Origin of the sequence: Thalassospira profundimaris WP0211 (genome assembly GCF_000300275.1) — a bacterium.
Classification (GTDB): domain Bacteria; phylum Pseudomonadota; class Alphaproteobacteria; order Rhodospirillales; family Thalassospiraceae; genus Thalassospira; species Thalassospira profundimaris.
This window is the reverse complement of the sequence record NZ_AMRN01000002.1, coordinates 53,113-77,492: the sequence shown is the minus strand read 5'-3', so window position 1 is coordinate 77,492 and position 24,380 is coordinate 53,113. Positions and strand designations below refer to the sequence as shown.

The window sequence follows — 24,380 nt, the reverse complement described above, 5'->3', positions numbered from 1 at the left end:
TAAACCGTAAGCATATCAAGGCATAGGCCATTCTTCTGATTGGATAATATTTTTCTGATATGACCGGCTCGGTTATGCGGATTTCGGCCGTGCTGTCATCTGGTGCAACAAGGCCGCCCCCCGCAAACCGCCATCCCGGGCATAGGCACCGGGCACCACCAGCGGCACGTCATAGCGCCCCAGGGCATGTTTTCGCACCCGGGTGTCGATCTCTGCGATCAAGGCCGTCTCGGATGCCAATCCGCCGCCCACCGGGACACAGTCCGGATCGAGAACATTGACCATCAGTGCCAATTCACGGGCAACCAGATCACAATAGATGTCTATAACCCTTGCTGCCTTGTCATCCCCGGCCAGCCATGCAGTTGTGATGTCGTGGCTTGCAGGTGCCTGATCATGGAGTTGCGCGTAAATCCGTTCAAGCCCGCGCGCCCCGCCCCAGCTATCAAGGCATCCTGTGCGCCCACAGCCGCAGGCAACCGCCGACAGGCTATGTTTGATGAGGCTACCGGTGACATCATTGCCATGCCCCCATTCGCCGCGGATACCACTGTTGCCGCCGACGAACTGACCATCGAACACAATGCCGCCACCAACCCCGGTGCCAAGGATAATGGCAAAGACGGTTCGGGCGTTTTGGGCGGCACCTGTTGTTGCCTCGGCCAAGGCAAAACAATCGGCGTCATTTTCGATCAAAACAGGACGGTCCAGAATGGCTGAAAGCTCGGCCGCCAGCGGCCAATCCTTGATGGCCGGAATATTGGCAGAAATAACCGACCCGGTCTGCGGATCCATCCCACCGGCAAGACTGATGCCGACCGGGCGATTGCCATATTGCTCATCGGCCTCGTGCACAAAGCCCGCCAGGATTTTGACAAAGGCGTCTCGGTCACCAAGCGGTGTCGATGCCTTGCGATGAAGCACCATCGCCCCACCGGCATCAAAAACACCGAACTCGATATTCGAGCCCCCTATGTCAAAGGCATATTGCATGCTTAACTTTCCACGAACTATCCTGCTATCGGGATACACCAGCCTAGAGTACGTCGCAAAAAGAAACGGCACCAGCCGGGTCAGGCAGGTGCCGTTAATGTGTTCAAAACTCGCCGCGGCCTAGCTGCGCAGGCGTGCTGCCAGATCGTCGTAGGACGGCATCTGATCGACAGGACCAAGGGCCGTCACGGTCGGCGTGCCATCCAGCAATGCCTTGCCGGAACGTCGCACGCTTTCAAGGTCAACACCGTCGATCTTTTCAACGATTTCTTCCATGCTTTGCGGGCGGCCGAAAATCTGGATCTGACGGGCCAGTGTTTCACAGCGACCGGAATTGCTTTCCATCGCCATCACCACAGATGCCTTAAGTTGCGCACGTGCACGTGCGACTTCTTCCTCGGTCAAATCCTCGGTCGCGCGGACCAGTTCATCACACATGACCGGCATCAATTCGCCAACGTCATTTGCGCCGGTTCCGGCATAGATCGAGAAAAGACCGCCATCAACATAGTGCGACGAGAAGCTATAGACCGAATAGACCAGCCCGCGCTTTTCGCGGATTTCCTGGAACAGGCGCGATGACATGCCTCCACCCAGAAGGGTGTTGAACACCTGCAGGTCATAGAAACTGTCATCGGTGTAGGACACGGTCGGCAGACCAAAAATCACATGCACCTGTTCAAGCTTGCGATTTTCGATCCGGCTGCCGCCTTCGTATTTCAACGGCTCCATCTCATGGTCTTCATGGGCCGGAAGGCTATCGAATTTCTTCGCGACCATATCGACAACGCGATTGTGCTCGACCTTGCCCGATGCCGAAAACACCATGCGTTTCGGGCTATAACGGCGCGACATAAAATCAAACAGATGGTCACGGCTAAGCGACGATACATTTTCCGGACTGCCCAGGATTGAGCGCCCCAGTGCCTGATTGGGCAGGGCGGTTTCCTGGAAATAATCGAAAATGATGTCATCAGGCGTGTCATTGGCCTGACCGATTTCCTGCAGGATCACCTGACGTTCGCGTTCAAGTTCCTTCGCATCCAGCGTGGAATGCTGAAGGATGTCGGCAATCACATCAATCGCCAGTTCCTGATCTTCGTGCAGGACCTTGCAATAATAGGCTGTGTTCTCGCGCGAGGTATAGGCATTCATCTGCCCGCCAACTGCTTCGATTTCTTCGGAAATCTGAAGCGCGGAACGACGCCGCGTGCCCTTGAACGCCATATGTTCAAGCATATGGGAAATGCCGTTAATGTCGGGCGTCTCGTTACGCGCCCCGACATCAACCCACGTGCCCAAGGCAACCGACTGCACATGATCAAGGCGGTCCGTCGCGACAATCATTCCATTGTCAAGCTGGGTGAGCTCGACTGTCATATAGCATTACTCCTGTTTCGCATTCTTTTCCCAACCATGGCTGGTCTTCAGGCTGCACGCCGGTTCTTACGGACATGCGCCATCAAGGCCGCCACATCGTTGGACATTGGTTCGACCTTTTCAGGTCGGTCATATAGATCAGAAAGACGCGGCGGCAAGTCCGGGTAGATGCCCGACGCCTGCTTGACCGCATCCGGGAATTTCGCCGGATGTGCGGTTGCCAATGCCACCATCGGCACCGATTTGTCCCGATTGCACTGACGGCCTGACACGATACCAATCACGGAATGCGGATCCACCAGTTCGCCACTGGTTGCCAGCACATCCTTGATTGCGGCTTTGGTTTCTTCGTCATCCAGTCGATAGCCATCGAAATGTTCACGCGCACGGCCAAACTGGCCCTGCGACATTTCCATAACGCCGGTTTCGCGGAACTTGGTCAGCATCTCGGCAATCGCAAGCCCATCACGATCATAAAGATCAAACATCAGACGTTCAAAATTCGAGCTGACCTGAATATCCATCGACGGGCTGAGCGACGGCTCAACGCCTTCCATCTTCATGGTCCCGGTTTCAAAGAAGCGGGCAAGGATGTCATTGCGGTTGGCACCAACCACGAACTGCTTGATCGGAAGGCCCATCTGCATGGCGGCATAACCGGCATAAACATTGCCAAAGTTGCCCGACGGCACCGAGAACGAAATTTCGCGTTCCGGCGATCCAAGCTGCACCCCCGCCCAGAAGTAATAAGCGATCTGGCACATGATGCGCGCCCAGTTGATCGAATTCACCGCCGACAGGCCAACTTCATCGCGGAAGCCATGGTCGTTAAACAGCGCCTTGACCAGATCCTGACAATCATCAAACGATCCTTCGACGGCAACGTTGTGCACGTTGTCCGACAGGATGGTCGTCATCTGACGACGCTGAACTTCCGAAACGCGGCCCTTGGGATGCAGGATGAAAATGTCGATATTTTCGCGATCCCGGCAAGCTTCAATCGCGGCCGACCCGGTATCACCCGACGTCGCCCCAACAATCGTGATGCGCTCACCGCGTTTGGCCAGAACATGGTCAAACAGTCGGCCAACCACCTGAAGCGCATAATCCTTGAACGCCAGCGTCGGGCCATGGAACAGCTCCATCACCCAGTCATTCGGGCCAAGCTGCTTAAGCGGTGCGACGGCTTCGTGATCAAAGCCGCGATAGGTATCTTCAAGAATGGTCTTAAGGGCGTCGTCATCAACAGTGCCGGCAACAAACGGCTGGATGACTTTGAAGGCCACTTCGGCATAAGTCAGAGTTCGCAGCGCACGAATGTCATCCTTGGAAAAGGTCGGCCAGGTTTCGGGAACATAAAGCCCCCCGTCACGGGCCAGACCGGCAAGAAGAACTTCATCGAACTGCAAAACGGGGGCGCTTCCCCGCGTGCTGACATAGCGCACTAGACCTGCTCCTGCATAAGGCGAATATCGGTTGCGTGCATTTGGGCGCAAATCGCCCCCAAACAACACGCCAAAGCCTGATTTAGTGAGGGTTTGAGCAGATATAGTCAAGGGACAATCCAGCAAGCCTGCCGTGCTTTAAGCATTATCGCGCAAGCCACGGCCCCACCCCGCATTCAGCCCACCCTAACCGTCAAGCGGGATGCCATGTTCCTTGAGCTTCGACTCAGCCAATGCCGCCCGGCGCACAACCGTGCGGTAGTTGCCCAAAAGGATTCGCAACACGGCTTTGATAAACCGGTCCGACCCCGACATTTTCTTTTCAAACGTCTGGCGGCTGATCGCGATCAAAACGGTACGTTCTTTTGCCCGAGCAGAGGCCATGCGCGGCTGATTATCGACAAGTGCGAGTTCGCCAAAAAGACCACCGGCCTCGATCGAGCCGAGAATAACCTCTTTGCCTTCGCCCAGCGTCTTAAAGATTTCGACTTGGCCTTCCTGCACCACATAGGCAGCGTTTCCAGGCTTTCCTTCGCGGAAAATAACCTGATCGATGGCAAAGACCTGTCGGTCCATCACCTTCTTGTTGCCGTCGGTTATGCCCATGTGTTTGCAGAGCCCATGAAAGGTTTGGGAATTTCTTGTCCCGAGGATCGATGGCCGCGTGTATCACCGATCAATAAATCAATGCTAGCAGATTGCCGGGCCCATTCAATTGAATTTACTGGCCGTACCTATTCTCAAGATGGGTCCTGAAGGCATCCACGCCAAGGGGCTTTCCGGTCGCGGCCTCAAGGATGGCATCGGTGGATTTGCTTGAGGCCTGACTGTGAATGTTTGTGCGAAGCCAGCCCATCAACGGGGCGAAATCACCACGCGACAATGCGTTGGGTATTTCAGGGTTGGATTCCTTGGCCGCGGCAAAGATTTGCGCTGCGGCCATCGCCCCTAACGTATAGGTCGGGAAGTATCCCCATGCGCCCGATGGCCAGTGGATATCCTGCATGCAGCCATTACGGTCATCTTCAGGGACAATGCCCAGAAGTTTTTGCATCAACTCGTTCCAGGCGCCGGGCAGATCGGCAAGCTTCATGTCGCCTTCGATCAGCGCGCGTTCCAACCGATAGCGCAAGATCACATGCGCCGGATAGGTTACCTCGTCGGCATCAACACGGATCAGGCCCGGCTCAACGCGGGTATATAGGCGATGCAGGTTTGCGGCCCCCCACGCGGCGTTATCACCGCCAAAGGCTTCCTTGAACACCGGTCCGGCATAGGTCAGGAACTCTTCTGACCGGCAGGCCTGCATTTCCACCAGAAGCGACTGGCTTTCATGCATGGTCATACCGCGCGCCTTGCCCACGGGCTGGTTTTGCCAATCGGCGGGCAATCCGCGCTCATACATGGCATGACCGGTTTCATGCAGAACCCCCATGATGGCCGAGGTAAAATCATTCTCGTCATAGCGCGTGGTCAAACGCACATCTTCCGGAATACCGCCACAGAACGGATGATGGGAAATGTCCAACCGTCCGTGGTCAAAATCGAAACCAACCGCCTTCATCAGATCAAGGCCAATCCGGTTTTGGGTTTCAATCGCGAACGGACCGGTTGGTTTAACCGGCTTATCTTCGGATTTCTGGCGTTCGATCACATCGGCGGTAAAATCGGGCAGGAAGCTTTCCAGTTCGGCAAACAGGCTATCAATCCGATCAGAGCGCATCATCGGATCATATTGATCCAACAGCGCATCATATACCGAGGTGCCCAATGCCTCTGCCTTGGCTTTGCCTGCCTCAATCGACAGATCAAGCACTTCCTGCAAGTGCGGCAGGAGCCCTTTGAAATCGTTGTCGGCCCGTGCCTTGCGCCATGCCACTTCACAGCGTGTTTCCGCCCGTGACATTTTCTCAACCAGATCGACTGGCACCGCCGTGCCATGAACCCATGCGCGCTTCATCTCCGCCAGATTGGCCTGCTGCCAATCGTCAAGGCGCTCGCTTTCCGCACTGCTGATCAGATCGCCCAGATCCGGCGCATTGATCAGCTCGTTTTCCAGAACACTCAATGTTGCAAGCTGTTCGGAACGGGCATCTGCACCGCCGTCTGGCATGATCACAGCCATATCCCAGTGCAACATCCCGCCAATACCGGACAGGACACTCATACGGTGGAAACGGGCTTCGAGCTTTTTATACGCGTCGGTCATGGGAACTCCTGCGCGGGCAGTCCGGCTGCTGTCCGCAAAATATCATTCAACTGGTGGCGACAAGATCAGGCTTGCGCGTCTTTTTCGTCATCGCTGGTTGGGCGACGGTGATAAAGGACAAACATCACGATCAGGGTAAGTGCCAGGCTATACCAGGTGATGGCATATTCAAGATGGTTGTTGGGCAACTCCACCTTGGCCTGCCCGCCAATCGGCAATCCGCCGGGGATCGGCGTATCGTCGAGTTCGAGATAATACGGGCTTGCAAGGTCCGCACCGGTATCTTCGGCCATGTGATTGACATCGACATAGAACCATTGATTGCGGATCGCGTCATTTTCCGGCTGCGCCCAATGCTTTTCGCTTGGCAGGCGCAATACGCCCGATACACGCACCGGACCCTCGATCAGGCTTTGGGGGCGGGTTTCAGGTTCGCGGTAATCTTGCGGCACCCAGCCACGATTGACCAGAATGATGCGGCCATCTTCCTGTTCAAGCGGGGTGATCAACTGAAAACCGACATTGCCGCGCCGGGTGCGCGCCATCAGGTATTTTTCCTGATCATTCAGGTAACGACCTTCGGCATAGGCCGCGCGAAATGCCATATCGGGGTCAAGGATGGTATCGGTCGGCACGGCAATTGGAGGCATTTGTGCCTGCGCCTGGCGCATTTCGATCAGGTCTTTTTTCCAGAACAGTCTGTCAACCTGCCAGGAACCAAGCCCCAAAAGAATGATCAGAGACAGTCCGGCGGAAATTTTCATCGCCAGACTGGGACGCGTTTTAAGAAGTGGCATGAAGGGTCAGTCCTGTTCGGATGTCGATCGGTGGCGGTATTGCAGCGCCACCATGATGCCTTTAAGCGGCCTTAGCAAGACCAGCGTCAAACCAATGATCACCGGTCCCCACACGACCGCGTGCAGCCAGAGTGGAGGCATATAGGTCATTTCGACCCATAGCGCCATCGGCACCACCAGAAATCCGAGAATAAAGATGATGAAAACAGCCGGACCATCACCGGAATCATGGCCGCGCAAATCCAGTCCGCAAACCTCGCAGGTTTCACGCACTGTCAAATAGCCCGAAAACAACTTTCCCCCACCGCAGCGGGGGCATTTGCATGCCAACCCGGTACGAATGGGGGAAAGGTTTGGATAATATTCATCCATGATCTTTTGTGTCACCTGACGACGGCTTATTCGCCACCCCAGATGTAAACAGCAAAGAACAGGAACAGCCAAACAACGTCAACGAAGTGCCAGTACCAAGCTGCTGCTTCCAGGCCAAAGTGATGATCCTGCTTGAAGCCATCTTTCATTGCACGCACAAGGCAGACGGCCAGGAACACCGTTCCGACAAACACGTGGAAACCATGGAAACCGGTCGCCATGTAGAAGGTCGAGGAATAGATGTTGTCAGAGAAGCCAAATGCCGCGTGGCTGTATTCATATGCCTGAAGGAACAGGAAGATGACGCCAAGACCAACAGTCAGTGCCAGACCCTGAACAAGGTCCTTTTTCTTGCCTTCCAGGATGCCATGATGCGCCCAGGTCAGGGTGCAACCCGACAGCAGCAGGATCAGGGTGTTCAGGAACGGCAGATCCCACGGATCAAGCACTTCAACGCCTGCGGGCGGCCATTCGGTCACGCCGGGGCTGAAGATCACAAACGCGTTGTGGAAGAATGCCCAGAAGAAGGCGACAAAGAACATCACCTCGGATGCGATGAACAGCGACATCCCGTAACGCAGGCCGATCTGAACGACCTTGTTATGATAGATGTGTGATTCGCTGATCACGTTGCTCCACCAACGGAACATCACAAACAGAATGCCTGCAATGCCGATCGCCGCCAGCCAGAAGTCAGCCGGCGCACGGTCCGAATGCATGAACATGACCATACCACCGGTGAAAAGACCGGCGGACGCCGCAGCCACCAGCGGCCACGGGCTCGGGTCTACCAGGTGGAACGGATGCTTTTGTGCATGATCACTCATTCCTTGCCCCCCTCAATCCTTACAAAAGAAACTCTAAGTTCGCTTTGTTAACCAAAGACCGTCCAGTCCACGAAACCGTGTTCTGTCAGCCTCCCTGATCTTCGTTCCCGTCATTTGCTTCCACCGATGCCTCGGATTTGAAGAAAGTGTATGACAGGGTAATCGTCTTCACGTCCTGGGTATTGATGTCGTCGGCAATTGCCGGATCGACATAGAAACTGACTGGCATGTCGACGCGCTCGCCCGGTTGAAGGGTTTGCTCGTCAAAACAGAAACACGCGATCTTGCTGAAATACTGCCCGGCTTTTAGCGGCGTCACATTGTAGACAGCCTGACCGGTGATCGGCTTGACCGACATGTTTTCGGCCACGTAATGGGCCAGATTATCTTCGCCCAGACGCACCGTGATTTCACGCTGTTCGGGTTTGAACTGCCACGGCAGGCCGGAATTCACATCGGCATTGAACCGAACCTTGATAGTCTTTTCCGAGACTTCAACGCCGGTGTCTTTGCCCACCTGCGGCGTGCCGCCAAATCCGGTTACCTGACAAAACAGCTCATAAAGCGGAACCGACGCATAGGACAGGCCAATCATGCCGCCAACGACGGCGGCACAACTCAGCATCACGCGCTTGTTGCGCTTCTTTACTGTATCTGTGTGTTGTTGATCAGCCATGGTTTCCTAGCTCATCTTCAAAATGGTTATGGCAAAGAACAGCACAATCAGGCTGGTCAAAATCACCAAAAACGCCCAGTTCTTCTTTTTACGCTTGGCGTAAAACGCTTCGAGTTCGGCTTTGCTCATTTTGGGGTGCTCCGTCATACGATGAACCCGCCAAGCCAGACATCTGCAACCATCGCCCCAAACAGGACAAACAGATACAAAATGGAATATCCAAACATCTTGTGCGGCGCGCGTTCTTCGGCGTTGCGCAAAACCCGTACCGCATGGCGCAGGAACCAAAGCCCGGTCAGACCCGCCGTCACGGCGTAAATCGTTCCTAGCAATCCGGTCGCGACCGGAACAAAGGTCACCGGCAAAAGCAGAATGGTATAAACCAGCATCTGCTTTTTGGTTGCGGCGTCACCGGCAACCACCGGCATCATGGGAACACCGACCTTGGCATAGTCGCCGCACCGAAACAGTGCCAGCGCCCAAAAATGCGGCGGTGTCCACATAAAGATAATCATGAACAGCGCGATTGAATTGATATCAATCCCGCCCGTCACCGACGCCCAGCCGATCATCGGGGGAAAGGCCCCGGCGGCACCGCCGATGACGATATTCTGTGGTGTGCTGCGTTTCAGCCAGATGGTGTAGACGAACACGTAAAACGCTATCGATACAGCCAGCAAAACCGCAGCAGCAATATTGATGGCAACCGCCATGATCGTGACCGAAACAATCGACAGCGCAATGCCAAGAGACAAGGCCTCGTCGGCGGGCACGCGCCCGGCCGGGATCGGTCGGTTTTGGGTACGTTTCATGTGGATATCGATATCACGATCATACCACATGTTAATGGATGCCGCGGCACCACTGGCGATAGCGATACAGGCGATTGCGACGAGTCCCAGAAACGGATGGATCGAACCCGGGGCAATCAGCAACCCCACAGCACCGGTGAAAACCACAAGCGTCATCACACCGGGTTTGAGCAACGCGATATAGTCACGCACATCCGAAACCGGCAGGGATACTGCGTTTTCAAGCGCTAGGGTCTGATCTGCAACCTGCTTGGTCATTGAACTCTGGTCTTCTCGTTTGGGGCGGTAGGATGCCCCCCGCAAACCGGGGCCTGCGGGGGACTTAAACCAGGATCACTTACTTGATACGTGGCAGTTCGTCAAAGGTATGGAACGGCGGCGGAGAGCTGACGGTCCATTCCAGTGTATCTGCACCTTCCCCGTACGGGTTTGCTTCGGCCTTCTTGCCACGGATGAAGGCATGCGCCACCACACCAAGGAAGAAGATCGTCGCCGCAAACGAGATATAGGCACCATAAGACGAAACCATGTTCCATCCGGCAAACGCATCCGGGTAGTCGGCATAACGACGCGGCATGCCGGCAAGCCCCAGGAAGTGCTGCGGGAAGAAGGTCAGGTTGACGCCAATGAAGAAGAGCCAGAAGTGGATCTTCGCACCGAGATCGGAAATCTCGTAGCCCGACATTTTGCTGAACCAATAGTAGAAGCCAGCAAAGATCGAGAAGACAGCGCCAAGCGACAGAACATAGTGGAAGTGCGCCACAACGAAATAAGTGTCATGCAGCGGCAGATCCATGCCCGAGTTCGCCAGAATCACACCTGTCACACCGCCCACAGTAAACAGGAAGATGAAACCGATTGCCCAAAGCATCGGAGCCCGCAAGGTGATCGAGCCCCCCCACATGGTCGCGATCCACGAAAAGATCTTAACCCCGGTCGGCACCGCAATCACCATCGTCGCTGCGGTAAAGTATGCACGGGTATCAACATCCAAGCCCACCGTGTACATATGGTGCGCCCACACGATGAAGCCGACAACACCGATTGCCACCATCGCATAGGCCATCCCGAGATAACCGAAGATCGGCTTGCGCGAGAAGGTCGAGATGATGTGGCTGATGATGCCAAAGCCCGGCAGGATCATGATGTACACTTCTGGATGACCAAAGAACCAGAACAGGTGCTGATACAGGATCGGGTCACCGCCACCGGCCGGATTGAAGAAGTCCGTGCCAAAGTTACGGTCGGTCAGAAGCATGGTGATCGCGCCACCAAGTACCGGCACCGCCAGCAGCAGCAAGAATGCCGTCACCAGCATTGCCCAAGCAAAAAGCGGCATCTTATGCAGGGTCATGCCCGGCGCACGCATGTTAAAGATGGTGGTAATGAAGTTCACCGCACCAAGGATCGAGCTGGCACCGGCAAGGTGAAGGGCAAAGATCGCCATATCCACCGAGGCATCCGGATGGCCAAGCACACTTGAAAGTGGCGGATAAACCGTCCAGCCGGTGCCGGCACCACTGCCGACAACAGCCGACAGCATCAGCAGGATAAAGGCCGGAACAATCAGCCAGAACGAAATGTTGTTCAAACGCGGGAACGCCATATCCGGCGCGCCAATCATGATCGGAACAAACCAGTTGCCAAAGCCGCCAATCATCGCGGGCATGACAACAAAGAACACCATGATCATGCCGTGTGCGGTCACAAGCACGTTAAAGAATTGCGGGTCATCAATGACCTGGGTTCCCGGTTGTGCCAGTTCCATACGGAACCAGACCGAAAACGCACCACCGATCAAACCGGCAAGCACTGAGAAGATTAGATAAAGAGTCCCGATATCCTTGTGGTTGGTCGACAGGAACCAACGGGTAAAGAAGCCGGGGGTATGATCGTGATCATGTGTTTCAGCGTGAGCCATCAATCTCTCCCTCACTCTGCCGATGCCACTGATACCGCAGACGGCAGATCAGCAGATGCGAACTGTTCTTGAGCCTCGGCGACCCAGGCTTCGTATTCTTCCATGGTAACGGCCTTAACCGCGATCGGCATATATGCGTGGTTCACACCACACAGTTCCGAACACTGACCATAGAATGTCGTACCGGCATACTCAGCTGGAATGCGGGTCCAGGTTTCGTTCAGTCGGCCGGGAACGGCATCAAGCTTGATGAACAGCGACGGCATCGCCCAGTTATGGATCACGTCGTCTGACGTCATGATCAGACGGATGTTTTGATCAACCGGCAGGACAACGGGATTGTCCACATCCAGAAGGCGCTTCTTGCCTTCGGCAATGGCGGTTTCCTGATCGATCATAAGCGAATCAAAGGTGAAGTTGCCGTTATCGGGGTACTCATATGTCCAGTACCACTGCTTGCCGATAATCTTGAGCGTAAGATCGGCATCCTCGACACGGTCTGCAAAATACAGCAGGCGGAAAGAGGGGATCGCGATAACAAGAAGAATAAGCACCGGAACAACCGTCCAGACCACTTCAAGAAGGGTATGGTGCGTTGTTTTCGATGGGACCGGGTTGCGTTTCGCGCTGAAGCGATAAAGCACAAACAGCAGCAAAGCCAAGACGATCACGGTAATGATCACCATCAACCACGTAACGAGATTAAAGAATTTCTGGCCTTCAACAGCCACAGGCGAAACCGGATCCTGCAGCCCAAGCTGCCAGGGTTCAGGTTGACCAACAGCCGCAAGTGCTGCGCCATCAAACCCGGTAAGTACCGCCAATCCCAACAGAAGGATGGGAAATAGCTTCTTGATCGACATGCGAATCTGCCCCCTCGCATTACATCTCAAGGCGATATGCCTCAATCGTCTCCACCCCTGACTGACAGTGGCCGAGCTGACAAATACGGCCCACTCTCAAGGACCTTATCACGTCTCAACCAAAGATTACCCTGACAAACAGGCCGGAGCATTTCCTCTGACATATCTTATTCTTAATAAGCCTGCACTCGAAAGTACATTTGTAACGCAGGCAAATAGCGTATCTTCGACACCAGTTCCAGAAAAAACCTCGCTGCATTGCACAAAAAATATATTTTGCCGCCATCAGAATGATCGCTCTGGTTTTGACTGAAATCGCTCTAAATACCCACCCTTGGATAGAAAAACCGCCATTCCGCATGGCCGATTTTCACCTTTCCAACGAATGCTGCTTTGCAATATATGCGCAAAACTCGTTAGAATCACTTCAACCAATGGCTAAAGCCGTTTCTTTTCAAATCCTACGCGATCCGCACATCGGCGGATCAACACGACGTTACGTCATCCTGACAGCGTCCTGATCCGGGCTGATTTTTCGCAACAGACCGCTCCAGGATCGATTTTGCCAACGATTCGGATACTGGCGTGAGGCAGGCCGTAAGAAACCAAATGCAAAAATACTATCCGAACCCTTTAATTGAGCGGACTTTTCCCCAATATCACGGATAGAAATTCGGTTGGATATATCAGCTTTGCCGACTATTCTACCAAAACGTATGCATTCCCGATGTTCCGTGCACCGCAACCAGACAGGTTGCTGCCCGATGCAGACGGTTCAAAGACAGAGGTTCGTCTATGGCACGCTCAGGAAGTAAAAGACTATTTACCGCGGAAATGCGGTTGCTCAATAAACTCGAAACCATGAGCGACATGGTCGCCTTGCCGACCGACATGCCGACTGATGCGAATGGCTCTGTCGGCGGTGCCGACATTTCGAGCCTGCATACCGCGATTGAAGATCTCAAGCTTGAACTGCTTACCGACATCCGCGTGATGATCGAAGAGCAGAAAAAGGCGAACAAGGCAATCGACCCGGAAGACGACGAACAGGCCGACGCCCGCAATGAACTGCGCCTGGTCAAAAACGAAGTTCGCGCCCTTGCCAATTCCATTCAGGAAACAAAACGCGAAATCGCAGCCCTATACACCGCGCCCGAAGATGACAGCGGCACGCGTCTTAATATCGTAAAGGGTGAACTTGATTCTGTCGTCGCCGCAACTGAGGATGCGACTGCCAGCATCCTTGAAACCGTCGAAAAGATTGACGCGGTTGCCCACAATATCCGTTCCGCCGCCCCGGATGACTACACACAAGGGCTGGCCGATGACATTGTCGAACTTGTGGTGAAAGTCTTTGAATCCTGTAACTTCCAGGATCTGACCGGGCAGCGGATTACCAAGGTCGTCAACACCATGAAGTATATCGAGGAACGCGTGAACCGCGTGATCGAAATCTGGGGTGAGGATGACTTTGGCGACTTTGACCTGCCGCCAGACCCCAAAGGCCTCGACAACCTGGACAAAACCGTCACCAAGGCACCGCAGAATGCCAATCGTGTGTCTCAGGATGAAGTCGACCAGATCTTCTCACAGGAAGAAATCGACGCCCTGTTTGATTGATCGATCACGACTGTCCGAAATGCAAAAGCCTGCCAGATTGGCAGGCTTTTCTTTTGACGGGTTCTGAAGGTCTCGGGATAGAACGCCTTAAGCGTGTCCGGCTTCACCCGAAAGCAGTTCCGGCGCAAAGCCAAGCCGTGAAAACGCCTGCTCCCACTTGTCTTCGCAATCGGTATCAAACAGCAGATCCGCATCGGCGTCGACGTGAAGCCAGCCATTGGCAAGGATTTCACTTTCAAGCTGCCCGCTGCGCCATCCGGCATAGCCAAGGGCAAGAATGCGGCTTTGCGGACCTTCGCCGACGGCAATCTGTTCAAGAATATCAACCGTCGCTGTCACCGACACGCCACGATCAACATGAAGGGTCGCCTCGTTCGAGAAATCGGTCGAGTGCAGAACAAAGCCACGGCTGCTTTCAACCGGTCCACCGAAATGGACCTGAATGTCTTCGATGGTCGGTGCCGGGCGCGCAATGCCAAGCTGTTCAAGCAATTCCGGGAAAGTGATGCTGTCGATCAGGCGGTTGATCACCAGCCCCATCGCACCGTCTTTGTTATGCGCACAGATATAGACCACACTTTGCGAAAAGCGCGGATCACGCATGCCCGGCATCGCTACCAACAGCTTGCCGCCGAGATAATCACCCGTGCCTATACCTTCTGCCATGTCGCAACTCTCTTTATCCTGTTTCACAGAGCCTAGCGCGAATACCTGCCCATTTCCATCAAGAACCCGGAAAACCGTGTTTTTTGTCGTTTGACATTCCGGATTGCCATATACCTCATGTAGATAGGAACGCACTGCCATGGCAATGGATCCATCTCGTTTTGCGTTGGATCAGGACAAGCCCCTGCCTGCATGTGCTAGTGATAGGGCGTTCACACAGTCGTGGCTTGATTTGAACGGGGACTGGAATTACGCCTCTTCTGTGCCACAAGTTTGGCCCACACTGCGCAAATCGGTTTTTCGTGCTTAAGGAACAACACGTGCTCCGCCACCTTATCACCCGCTTGGCTTTTTTAATTGCCATCTGCCTGTCATCCATCGGTGCAAGTTCTGTTGCACTGGCGGCATCGGATATGGCAACCGACTGGGTCGATGAGGACTTCGCGTCAGTTCGCCTGATCAGTGCGCAAACCGAAACCGGCGGCAAACAGACACTCCGTCTTGGTCTTGAATACGAACTGCAACCCGACTGGAAGATTTACTGGCGCAGCGCAGGCGATGCCGGTTTCCCGCCGCAACTTGATTGGACCGGGTCCGAAAATGTCGGCGACGCAAACATCCTTTGGCCGGCCCCTCACCGCTTTTCGATCTTTGGCCTCGAAACATTCGGCTACAAGGATCACATCATTCTGCCGATTGATGTTGCGATCCCCGATCCGGCCCAACCGGTCGCGATCCGCCTTGATGTCGATTATCTGGTGTGCAGCGACATCTGCATTCCGGCAAATGCCAGCTTTGATCTTGATATCCCCGCCAGTGCCTCCGCTGGTGCAGGCACATCGATCGCCAGCAATCACGCCCACCAGATCGAAAAATTTGTTTCCAAGGTGCCGCTGCGCGGCACCGGCCTTCCCATCGAAGTCACCAGTATTTCCAGCATCAACCAGGGCGAAACACACAGCCTGCGTCTGGGTGTTCGCGGCCTTGATGATGCCGGGGTCGACATTGACGACATCCTGATTGAAAGCGACCTGCGTGCAGGTTTCGGTCTGCCCGAACCGCAAACGACCGCGACGGGCAGCAACGAGGATGTTCAGTATTTCGATCTGACCGTCATGGGCTTGGCCGAAGACCAGACACTGAAAGATCAGCCAGTCACCGTCACCGTCATTGCAGGTCCGCTTTCTGTTGAGCAAAACCTTGTTGTCGGCGATGGCAACGCAGCCATAAGCACAGCATCCAGCGCGGGCGCAACGGCAGGCATGAGTTTCGCGATGATCGGATTGTTCGCCCTGCTTGGCGGCCTGATCCTGAATGTCATGCCATGTGTGTTGCCGGTCCTGTCGATCAAGATTATGTCAGCCCTTAAAGCCCGCGAACAGGACATTAACCGGGTACGCATCGGTTTCCTTGCCAGTGCCGCCGGGATCATTACATCCTTCTGGCTGATTGCCGCTGTTCTGGTCGGCATCAAACTGGCCGGGGGCACCATTGGCTGGGGCATTCAGTTCCAGCAACCGCTGTTCCTGACGGTTATGACGATCATCCTCGCCCTGTTTGCGCTGAATATGTGGGGGCTGTTTGAAATTTCCGGCCCGGATCAGCTTGGCAACGCGGCAAATGACGCCATCACACGCAGCGAAAGCCACGGCCACCATATCAGCAGCAACTTCCTGACCGGCATGTTTGCCACCTTGCTGGCAACCCCCTGCTCTGCCCCGTTCCTTGGCACGGCGGTTGGTTTTGCGCTGGCAGGCAGTGTGTTTGATATCTTCTGGATCTTCACCTTGCTGGGGATTGGCTTGGCGCTACCGTATTTTGCCATCGCCATCCAACCGCGTGTGGCACATATCCTGCCCAAACCGGGCCGCTGGATGAATGGCGTCAAAGTTGTTCTGGGTCTTGCCCTGATCGGCACGGCGATCTGGCTTCTGGGTATTCTATCGGTCCAGATCGGCATGGGTGGTGCGATTGCCGTCGGGCTTGGCCTGATTTTGGGCTGCGTCTTTATCTGGGCCCGCAAACGCACATCAAACCTGCGTCCACGCTTTGCCTTTACGTCACTGGCTGTACTGGGCTTCCTTGTTGCACTGTTTGCGCCCGGCTTTTCACAACCGCCGTCATCGCCAAGCGCATCATCGGACAATGGCACACTTGTCTGGCAGGCGTTTGCACCTGAAACCATTGATCGTTTGGTTGCCGATGGAAAGACGGTCGTGATCGATGTTACGGCCGAATGGTGTGTGACCTGTCAGGTCAACAAAAAGCTGGTTCTCGAAAAGTCCGACGTCCGAAATGCATTGATGCAGGATGATGTTGTCCTGATGCAGGCCGACTGGACCCGTCCGGATCAAAAAATTGCCGATTACCTTGCCTCTTATGGCCGATTTGGCATTCCGTTCAATGCGGTATTTGGTCCGGGGGCACCGGATGGCATTTTGCTTTCAGAGTTGCTCGGTGTGGACGAGGTTCTTGGTGCGCTTGAAGATGCAAACGGTTCGGCAAGCCTTGCCAGTTCCGTTCAGTGATCACATCTGATTGGGAACGCGCAGTGTTTCCGCTCCTCTCAGCGCAGGCGTTAAGGTGCACACAGGCCAGAAATTGCTGCCAATTGAAGTCAGGCAGATGAAACCTGTTAAAAACTCTGCGTGAAAGCATTGAATGCCAAGCAGATTTGGTGTTTGATTCCGGCATGCGATCCAGCGCGCAGTCAACGGGATTGCGCCAAATAACGGAGATACCCATGACCATTTCAGTCGGTTCCGAACTCCCGGAAGTTACCCTTTTCCGCGCAACCAGCGACGGTCCGGAAGCTGTCAATTCCAAGGAATTCTTCGCAGGTCGCAAAGTTGTCCTGTTTGCCGTACCGGGTGCCTTCACCCCGACCTGCTCGGCCAAACACCTTCCGGGCTTTGTTGCCAAAGCCGATGAGATCAAAGCCAAAGGTGTCGATGAGATTGCCTGCCTTGCATCAAACGATGCCTTTGTCCTTCAGGCATGGGCCGACGCGGAAAAGGCCAACGACGTCACCATGCTTTCGGACGGGGATCTGGCGTTTGTCGACGCAACCGGGCTTGGACTTGACCTGACCGGCCGCGGCCTTGGCAAGCGCGCCAACCGTTTCGCCATGATTGTCGAAGACGGCAAAGTCACCGACATTGCCGTCGAAGAACCGGGCGCGTTTGAAGTTTCAAGTGCCGAAGCTGTTCTGAAAAAGCTTTAAAACCGGAAACTTTCCCGCAAAAAGCGCTTAAAGCTCCGCAATCATTTGCGGAGCTTTTTGCTTTGAATGTAGGGAATATTATTGCCTGATCAGCGCGGAAGCAAAACCGGTATCGGGTCTTCCTTGCTGTCATAATCGCATTCAAAGGTCGGGTTGGTGTGCTTGGCAATGAAATGCACAACACCTTCCCGGAAACTGTCTTTGATCGGCGACCAGCTCATATAGACCCCGCCACGGGTGTCATATTCGCGAATATCCGGATCTCGCATCAGTTCAGAAAAACTGTGTCCAAGATCTTCTGTTGCACCAGCCACCAGCCAAGACGGCTTCAGGCCACCATGCCACAGCAAGTAAACGCCACCGACCCCATCCAGGCTAAGCTCTGAAATATCGTCGATCATGAACAGGCGGTAGTACTCCCCACGTGGGCTTTTTCGCCATTTTATATCTTGTGCCTTTGGCTGGCGAATAGCACCGAGAGACCAAAATCCCATATTAACCTCCAAGCACGCCAAAACGCGTGCAACCGTATGTCACACGCATCCCAACATAGCTTCTTATTCTTATAGGTAAGAACTTACCCTACATATGTAAACTTTTGATTGACAAAAGACTGGGCGAAAACGCCTTCAGCGCTCTTTGCCAAGAAGATATAGCTCACGCTACTACCTTAAATCACAGCACAAAACCAAGCATTTTTCGAATTATTCGAACAACTTATCGATATCGTCCTGGCTGATGCCTTCCCCTTCGAGCTGCGGACCATTCAGAAGGTCTGCATCCTCGGGGCGTGATTCTTCCTCGACCTCAGGAACCGGCAATTCGGCAAACGCATCTTCACCCCAGATCGAGATCATGTTGTGGACGCGCTCTTCAACGAACTCAAGCGTTCTGACAACCTTGTTGATGCGCTGTCCGGTAATATCCTGGAAGTTACAGGCTTCAAAAATCTTGGTAACGATGAAAGCTATCTGTTCGACGTGATCGGCGACAAAATCGCTCGGCGCCGAGTTTTTGAGCGTCATCGTCAGATCGTCAATCTGCTCGGCGGATTCCAGAATGGTATGGGTTGCCATTTCGGTATCCTTGACGATGGCATCAAGTTCCGAGGTCGCACTTACCAGCCGGTCATCCTGTGCCTTTGGATGGCGCAGCGACGCAATCTGAACCTTGGCCCTGTGGATGTGCTCGTTCATTTCCGCGATCTGGGTGCGGATCAGTTCCAGATCGTCACGGTCGGGCTCTGCCGCCCCCGGGCGATTGGAGTGACTTGGGTTACTTGAAACCGGTTCGGGCAATTCATCCATAGGCGCATCGTTTGATGCAAACGGGGTGGCGACATCACTGGCCGGAACACCACCGGCTGCCACCGCCTGACGCAGTTGTGAAACTTCACCACGCAGGGCTCTGATTTCATCAAGAACAGCCTGGGTAATACCGGATGTTTCCGGGGCACTCGTCGCTGCCGGCAAGGATGCCTGCATCGGTTCCCCCGCCCCCATGCCGCTTTCCAGCGTCGGGTCAAAAAAGGAGTCAGACCAATCCTCAACAACACCACCGGTGCGTTCTTTAAGACGACGTTCGGCAGTGAATACTTTTTGCACGCGACGAGACATAACTGACTTTAACCCTCCGGAACGGACATACGTCCGATCACTAAATCCCCAAACGCACCATTTTGACGGCGTTCATTACTATTACGGCAAGTATAAGGGTGCAGATTGCGACAAGTCCAATGGGTTTCAAGTCCAAGTCTTTGAAAAAGAACACCCCGGCCAAAAGACCGGGGTGCACCAAAAGGTCAGGTTGCGTTGGTTATCAAGCTGTTTCAGGCTTCCAGCGCAAAACCGGCTTACGGGCAGCCGCCGTTTCATCAAGGCGTCTGCGCGGGGTCAGGTACGGTGCATTCTTGAAGAATTCTGCATCGCCCGACTCGGCCTTGGCCACAAGCGACAGAATCGCATCACAGAACTGATCAATCGATTCCTTGGTTTCGGTTTCGGTCGGTTCGATCAGCAACGCCCCATGAACCACCAGCGGGAAATACATCGTCATCGGGTGGAACCCTTCGTCGATGATTGCCTTGGCCAGATCCAGCGTCGAAACCCCGGTATCTTTCAGGAAGCCGTCGTCAAACAGGGCTTCATGCATGCAATAGCCCGGGAAGGCGACACTGAGCTTGTCCTTAAGACGCGCAAGCAGATAGTTGGCATTCAGCACTGCATCACCCGATGCCTGACGCAGGCCATCTGCACCATGGCTTTTCATATAGGTCAGCGCACGAATAAACATGCCCATCTGACCATGGAAGCCCTTCAGACGGCCAAACGGCTTCATGCCGTCTTCTTCGTCTGCGGTTTCGACCAGATGGAAACCATCACCCTTTTTCACGACATACGGGATCGGGGCAAACGGTGCCAGTGCCTCGGAAAAGACAACGGGTCCTGAACCCGGTCCACCGCCGCCATGCGGGGTCGAGAACGTCTTGTGCAGGTTGATATGCATCGCATCAATGCCAAGGTCCGCCGGGCGCACCCGACCAACAATGGCGTTGAAGTTCGCACCATCGCAATAGAAATACCCGCCCGCCTCATGCACCAGATCGGCAATCTTGCGGACATCACGTTCAAACAAACCGCAGGTATTCGGGTTGGTCAGCATGATGCCAGCCACATCGTCGCCAAGCTTGGCTTCAAACGCCGCCAGATCAACCCGGCCATCCTCGGTCGCGGGGATCGAATCAACTGTAAAGCCACAGGCTGCTGCCGTTGCCGGGTTGGTCCCGTGGGCTGATTCCGGCACCAGTACACGACGACGGTTTTCACCGCGTGCGTCAAGGGCCGCACGAATGGCCATCATGCCGCAAAGCTCACCCTGTGCACCCGCTGCCGGGGACATGGAAACCGCCGGCATGCCGGTCAGAACCAGAAGCCAATGCGCACACTGATCAATCAGTTCCAACGCACCCTGAACGGTGCTTTCGGGCTGCATCGGATGCAGATCGGCAAGACCGGGCAGACGGGCGACTTTTTCGTTCAGGCGCGGGTTATGCTTCATCGTGCACGAACCCAGCGGGAAGAAACCGGCATCAATGCCATAGTTCTTCTGCGACAGGCGCGTGAAGTGACGCACGACTTGCGGCTCCGAAAGCCCCGGAAGACCAACGTCGCTATCACGGTCAAGACCACCGAGGCGCGATTTGGTGCCCTTTGGTTCCGGCAAATCAACGCCGGTACGGCCGGGCTGGCCCTGCTCGAAAATCAGCTGTTCTTCAAGAACAAGTCCACGGTTGCCGGTATGGGTTGTAAAGGTCATGCCAGCGCCTCCTTCAATGCGGACGCAAGCGCCGCGATATCCTCGTCCGTGTTGGTTTCGGTGACCGCAACCAACAGGTACTTATCCAGATCCGAACGGTTCGGATACAGACGCGACAGCGGCACACCGGCAAGGACGCCCTTGGCAACCAGCGCTTCAACCACTTCGGCGGCCGGCTTGGAAAGCTTCACGGTGAATTCGTTAAAGAAGCTGTCATTGACCACCGACGCCCCATCAACGGCATCAATCGCGTCCGCCGCCTTGCAGGCATTTTCATGGTTCAATGTCGCCAAACGGCGATAACCGTCTTCACCCAGCAGGCTCATATGCACCGTAAAGGCCAACGAACACAGGCCCGAGTTGGTGCAGATGTTCGAGGTCGCCTTTTCACGGCGGATATGCTGTTCGCGGGTCGACAGCGTCAGAACAAAACCACGTTTGCCGTCCTGATCAACCGTTTCACCACACAGGCGGCCCGGCATCTGACGCACGAGCTTTTGCGTGGTGGCAAACAGACCGACATACGGCCCACCATAGTTCAGCGCATTACCGATCGACTGGCCTTCGCCGCAAACGATGTCTGCGCCAAAGCTGCCCGGTGATTTCACCGCGCCAAACGCCACCGCCTCGGTAAAGACCACCACCAGAAGCGCACCCTTGGCATGGCAAAGATCGGCCAGTTGGGTGTGATCCTGAATGCGGCCAAAGACGTCCGGGTACTGCACGACAACACAGGCGGTCTGATCATCAATCAGATCGTTGAGTTCTTCGGCAGTTGCCTGATGTTCCGGATGCCCATCGCGCCCGGCAACTTCGGTGTCGCTATACTGGCAATAGGTTTCGGTCACTTCGCGGTAATGCGGGTGCAGACCACCCGAAAGAACCGCCTTCTTGCGACGGGTCGCACGGCAGGCCATCAGAACCGCTTCGGCGCAGGATGTCGCACCATCCCACATCGACGCGTTGGCAACATCCATCCCGGTGATCGAGGCAACCTGGGTCTGGAATTCAAACAGGTATTGCAGTGTCCCTTGCGCGATTTCTGGCTGATACGGGGTATAGGCGGTCAGAAACTCACCGCGCTGGATCACGTAATCAACCGTCGCCGGAACATGGTGGCGATAGGCACCCGCGCCCAGGAAACTGGGCACGCTCGATGCGCCCATGTTTTTGGCGGCCAAGGCCATCATATCGCGTTCGACCTGCATTTCGCCAAGGTGGGATGGCAAATCAACAGGTGCATCAAGCAACGCGCCGTCGGGCACATCACAATAAAGTTCATCAACCGATGATGCCCCGATGGTATCAAGCATCGCAGCACGATCAGCGCGTGTCAGTGGGAGATAACGCATGTTTTAAAGGCCTTCGACGAAGTCTTTGTAGGCAGCTTCATCCATCAGCTCATCAAGCTGGGATTCATCGGTCAGTGTCATTCTAAAGAACCAGCCATCAGATTCCGGGGCTTCATTGACCAGTGCAGGATTGTCATCAAGCTCTTCGTTGACCTCGACAATTTCACCATCCAGCGGGGCGTAGACGTCACTGGCGGCCTTGACCGATTCAACAACCGCGGCGTCGCCATCCTTGGTCAGTTTCTTGCCAACTTCCGGCAGCTCGACATAAACGATATCGCCCAGCGACTGCTGCGCGTAATCGGTGATGCCAACGGTTGCCACACCGTCTTCAAGCTCGATCCATTCATGTTCCTGCGAAAATTTCTTAGTCATCTTCCATTGTCCCTGTTGATCAATTCAGTGCCAATGCAGCGTAGCGCCGCTCTCTCTATGATAAATTCTGGTTCTCAACCGCGGAAATAACGATGCGGCGCGAACGGAAGTTCGACCACCTCGGCCGGGCGCGCCTTGCCGCGCACCATAAGATCGACCTTGGTACCCGGTTCGGCAAATTCAATTGCGACATACCCCATGGCAATCGGGCCATCGACGGTCGGGCCAAACCCGCCCGAGGTGATCTCGCCGATTTCTTCGCCATCCGCGTTCAAAATCTGGGTGTGTTCGCGTGCCGGTGCCTTGCCTTCGGGCTTGATGCCGACACGTTTGCGATCCGCACCGTGTTCAAGCTGATCAAGGATCACATCCGCGCCCTTGAAGCCACCCTCGGCCCGGCGACGTTTGTTGATGATCCAGTTCAGATCCCCTTCAACCGGGGTCGTGGTGGTATCAATGTCATTGCCATACAGGCAAAGGCCCGCTTCGAGGCGCAGTGAGTCACGTGCGCCAAGGCCAATCGCCTCGACCTCGTCCTCGGCCAGCAGCTTGCGTGCAAGCGCCTCGGCATCGGCGTTGGGTACGGAAATCTCAAAGCCGTCTTCGCCGGTGTAACCCGAACGGGTCACAAAGCACGGACTGCCAGCGATGTCGATTTCGGCAAAGCTCATGAATTTCAGATCGGCAACCGATGGTGCAAAGCGCGCCAGAACCTTGGCCGCATCCGGGCCCTGAAGTGCGAGAAGCGCCCGGTCATCGATTTCTTCAAGCGATACACCGTCACCAAGATTGGCACGCATATGAACGATATCATCGTCCTTGCAGGCCGCATTGATCACCAGAAACAGGCTGTCGCCCGCATTGGTAATCATCAGATCGTCAAGGATCGTGCCGTCGTCCTGGGTAAATGCGGAATAGCGGGTGCGACCGGGTTTGAGGATGGCAATATCACCGGGCACAAGCTTTTCAAGCTCCGCCACGCGGTTCTCGCCGGTCAAACGCACCTGCCCCATATGGGACACATCAAACAGGCCTGCCTTCGCACGGGTATGAAGATGTTCGCCCTTCACACCAAGCGGATATTGCACAGGCATGGCATAGCCCGCGAACGGTACCATTTTGGCACCGAGTTCCACATGCAAATCATAAAGGGCAGTTTTTAGAAGTTCGGATTCTTGATCCGCCATCAGGTTCTCCAAGACAATCGTTGCGAAATATAGCCGACCAGTGGCCAACCACATTCCCCCTCTGTCTTTGGAGCCTGAAAGAATCACATCCGGGGTAGGAAGCCGGTCTGCTTACATCTTCGGCGAGGTGTTCCTGATCAGAAATTCAGGTCACCTGCTTTCCAGAGTCCCATCTCCACGCGGTCCTGTTGCCTGAGAGTTTCCGGGGTGGTTGCTCCTTCGGCGTCCGCTCATCCGATCAGGACTGCGGCCTCTCCCACGTGCATCATTTGGGTATGTTTCTGTTATACGGGTTTCCGCGCAAACCGACCAGCCCCTATTTTTCGGGCATGATCGGCCTGCCGCGT

The 24,380-nt window shown here is 54.9% G+C and carries 23 protein-coding genes and 2 riboswitches; of the genes, 3 read left to right on the top strand and 20 right to left on the bottom strand.

The annotated features are described in order from the left end of the window. Positions 1-72 precede the first annotated feature (72 nt). From TH2_RS04455 to coxB, 13 genes are all read right to left on the bottom strand, one after another. The gene (locus TH2_RS04455; RefSeq protein WP_008889207.1) at positions 73-993 is read right to left on the bottom strand and encodes an ROK family protein; all 921 of its coding nucleotides are present in this window, start codon (positions 991-993) and stop codon (positions 73-75) included. A gap of 120 nt (positions 994-1,113) precedes the next feature. After that, positions 1,114-2,373 carry a M16 family metallopeptidase gene (locus tag TH2_RS04450; protein WP_008889206.1) on the bottom strand — a complete coding sequence of 420 codons (1,260 nt, stop codon included), beginning with the start codon at positions 2,371-2,373 and terminating at the stop codon, positions 1,114-1,116. Between the two features lie 47 nt (positions 2,374-2,420). Beyond that, positions 2,421-3,818: a threonine synthase gene (gene thrC / locus TH2_RS04445; protein ID WP_008889205.1), complete on the bottom strand. Its 1,398-nt coding sequence runs from the start codon at positions 3,816-3,818 to the stop codon at positions 2,421-2,423. 186 nt (positions 3,819-4,004) lie between these two features. Beyond that, positions 4,005-4,424: a cyclic nucleotide-binding domain-containing protein gene (locus tag TH2_RS04440; RefSeq protein ID WP_008889204.1), complete on the bottom strand. Its 420-nt coding sequence runs from the start codon at positions 4,422-4,424 to the stop codon at positions 4,005-4,007. 115 nt (positions 4,425-4,539) lie between these two features. Further along, complete coding sequence (locus tag TH2_RS04435; protein WP_008889203.1) at positions 4,540-6,027, bottom strand: carboxypeptidase M32; 1,488 nt, start codon at positions 6,025-6,027, stop codon at positions 4,540-4,542. 65 nt (positions 6,028-6,092) lie between these two features. Beyond that, a complete protein-coding gene (locus tag TH2_RS04430; protein ID WP_008889202.1) occupies positions 6,093-6,824 on the bottom strand; it encodes an SURF1 family protein in 732 nt (243 codons plus the stop codon). 6 nt (positions 6,825-6,830) lie between these two features. Then, entirely contained in the window at positions 6,831-7,196 is a 366-nt protein-coding gene (locus tag TH2_RS04425) for a DUF983 domain-containing protein (protein ID WP_008889201.1), read from the bottom strand. Positions 7,197-7,222: 26 nt separating this feature from the next. Further along, positions 7,223-8,023 carry a cytochrome c oxidase subunit 3 gene (locus TH2_RS04420; protein ID WP_008889200.1) on the bottom strand — a complete coding sequence of 267 codons (801 nt, stop codon included), beginning with the start codon at positions 8,021-8,023 and terminating at the stop codon, positions 7,223-7,225. An 85-nt stretch (positions 8,024-8,108) separates the two neighbouring features. After that, the gene (locus tag TH2_RS04415) at positions 8,109-8,699 is read right to left on the bottom strand and encodes a cytochrome c oxidase assembly protein (protein WP_008889199.1); all 591 of its coding nucleotides are present in this window, start codon (positions 8,697-8,699) and stop codon (positions 8,109-8,111) included. A gap of 6 nt (positions 8,700-8,705) precedes the next feature. Next, a complete protein-coding gene (locus tag TH2_RS21860) occupies positions 8,706-8,828 on the bottom strand; it encodes a hypothetical protein (protein ID WP_255356190.1) in 123 nt (40 codons plus the stop codon). Between the two features lie 14 nt (positions 8,829-8,842). Continuing rightward, positions 8,843-9,769 carry a heme o synthase gene (gene cyoE, locus TH2_RS04410; RefSeq protein WP_008889198.1) on the bottom strand — a complete coding sequence of 309 codons (927 nt, stop codon included), beginning with the start codon at positions 9,767-9,769 and terminating at the stop codon, positions 8,843-8,845. A gap of 79 nt (positions 9,770-9,848) precedes the next feature. Beyond that, the gene (ctaD, locus tag TH2_RS04405) at positions 9,849-11,432 is read right to left on the bottom strand and encodes a cytochrome c oxidase subunit I (RefSeq protein WP_008889197.1); all 1,584 of its coding nucleotides are present in this window, start codon (positions 11,430-11,432) and stop codon (positions 9,849-9,851) included. 11 nt (positions 11,433-11,443) lie between these two features. Next, positions 11,444-12,295 (bottom strand): cytochrome c oxidase subunit II, encoded by an 852-nt coding sequence (gene coxB / locus TH2_RS04400; RefSeq protein WP_008889196.1) that lies wholly within the window; start codon positions 12,293-12,295, stop codon positions 11,444-11,446. Between the two features lie 834 nt (positions 12,296-13,129). Here coxB and TH2_RS04395 point away from each other — a divergent pair. Further along, positions 13,130-13,915: a hypothetical protein gene (locus TH2_RS04395; protein ID WP_008889195.1), complete on the top strand. Its 786-nt coding sequence runs from the start codon at positions 13,130-13,132 to the stop codon at positions 13,913-13,915. Positions 13,916-14,002: 87 nt separating this feature from the next. Here the strand turns inward: TH2_RS04395 and TH2_RS04390 are convergent, their stop codons facing one another. Further along, positions 14,003-14,581 (bottom strand): YqgE/AlgH family protein, encoded by a 579-nt coding sequence (locus TH2_RS04390; RefSeq protein WP_008889194.1) that lies wholly within the window; start codon positions 14,579-14,581, stop codon positions 14,003-14,005. A gap of 320 nt (positions 14,582-14,901) precedes the next feature. On the opposite strand from TH2_RS04390, the gene TH2_RS04385 reads away from it, so the two are divergent. Together TH2_RS04385 and TH2_RS04380 are read left to right on the top strand one after the other, a co-directional pair. After that, a complete protein-coding gene (locus tag TH2_RS04385) occupies positions 14,902-17,109 on the top strand; it encodes a protein-disulfide reductase DsbD family protein (RefSeq protein WP_008889193.1) in 2,208 nt (735 codons plus the stop codon). Positions 17,110-17,324: 215 nt separating this feature from the next. Next, positions 17,325-17,804 (top strand): peroxiredoxin, encoded by a 480-nt coding sequence (locus tag TH2_RS04380; protein WP_008889192.1) that lies wholly within the window; start codon positions 17,325-17,327, stop codon positions 17,802-17,804. 89 nt (positions 17,805-17,893) lie between these two features. On the opposite strand, the gene TH2_RS04375 is transcribed toward TH2_RS04380, so the two are convergent. The 6 genes from TH2_RS04375 to gcvT all read right to left on the bottom strand — a co-directional run bounded on the left by TH2_RS04375 (position 17,894) and on the right by gcvT (position 24,033). After that, positions 17,894-18,298, bottom strand: a complete 405-nt coding sequence (locus TH2_RS04375; protein WP_040822685.1) for a hypothetical protein — start codon at positions 18,296-18,298, stop codon at positions 17,894-17,896. A 210-nt stretch (positions 18,299-18,508) separates the two neighbouring features. Continuing rightward, positions 18,509-19,420 carry a protein phosphatase CheZ gene (locus TH2_RS04370; RefSeq protein ID WP_008889190.1) on the bottom strand — a complete coding sequence of 304 codons (912 nt, stop codon included), beginning with the start codon at positions 19,418-19,420 and terminating at the stop codon, positions 18,509-18,511. Between the two features lie 202 nt (positions 19,421-19,622). Beyond that, the gene (gene gcvPB, locus TH2_RS04365) at positions 19,623-21,119 is read right to left on the bottom strand and encodes an aminomethyl-transferring glycine dehydrogenase subunit GcvPB (protein ID WP_008889189.1); all 1,497 of its coding nucleotides are present in this window, start codon (positions 21,117-21,119) and stop codon (positions 19,623-19,625) included. After that, a complete protein-coding gene (gene gcvPA / locus TH2_RS04360) occupies positions 21,116-22,471 on the bottom strand; it encodes an aminomethyl-transferring glycine dehydrogenase subunit GcvPA (protein ID WP_008889188.1) in 1,356 nt (451 codons plus the stop codon). The genes gcvPB and gcvPA overlap by 4 nt, the downstream gene beginning before the upstream one ends. A gap of 3 nt (positions 22,472-22,474) precedes the next feature. Next, positions 22,475-22,846, bottom strand: a complete 372-nt coding sequence (gcvH, locus tag TH2_RS04355; protein WP_008889187.1) for a glycine cleavage system protein GcvH — start codon at positions 22,844-22,846, stop codon at positions 22,475-22,477. Positions 22,847-22,920: 74 nt separating this feature from the next. Then, positions 22,921-24,033 (bottom strand): glycine cleavage system aminomethyltransferase GcvT, encoded by a 1,113-nt coding sequence (gene gcvT, locus TH2_RS04350; protein ID WP_040822683.1) that lies wholly within the window; start codon positions 24,031-24,033, stop codon positions 22,921-22,923. 59 nt (positions 24,034-24,092) lie between these two features. Continuing rightward, positions 24,093-24,200: riboswitch (glycine riboswitch) on the bottom strand. 3 nt (positions 24,201-24,203) lie between these two features. Next, a riboswitch (glycine riboswitch) is annotated at positions 24,204-24,302 on the bottom strand. Positions 24,303-24,380 lie beyond the last annotated feature (78 nt).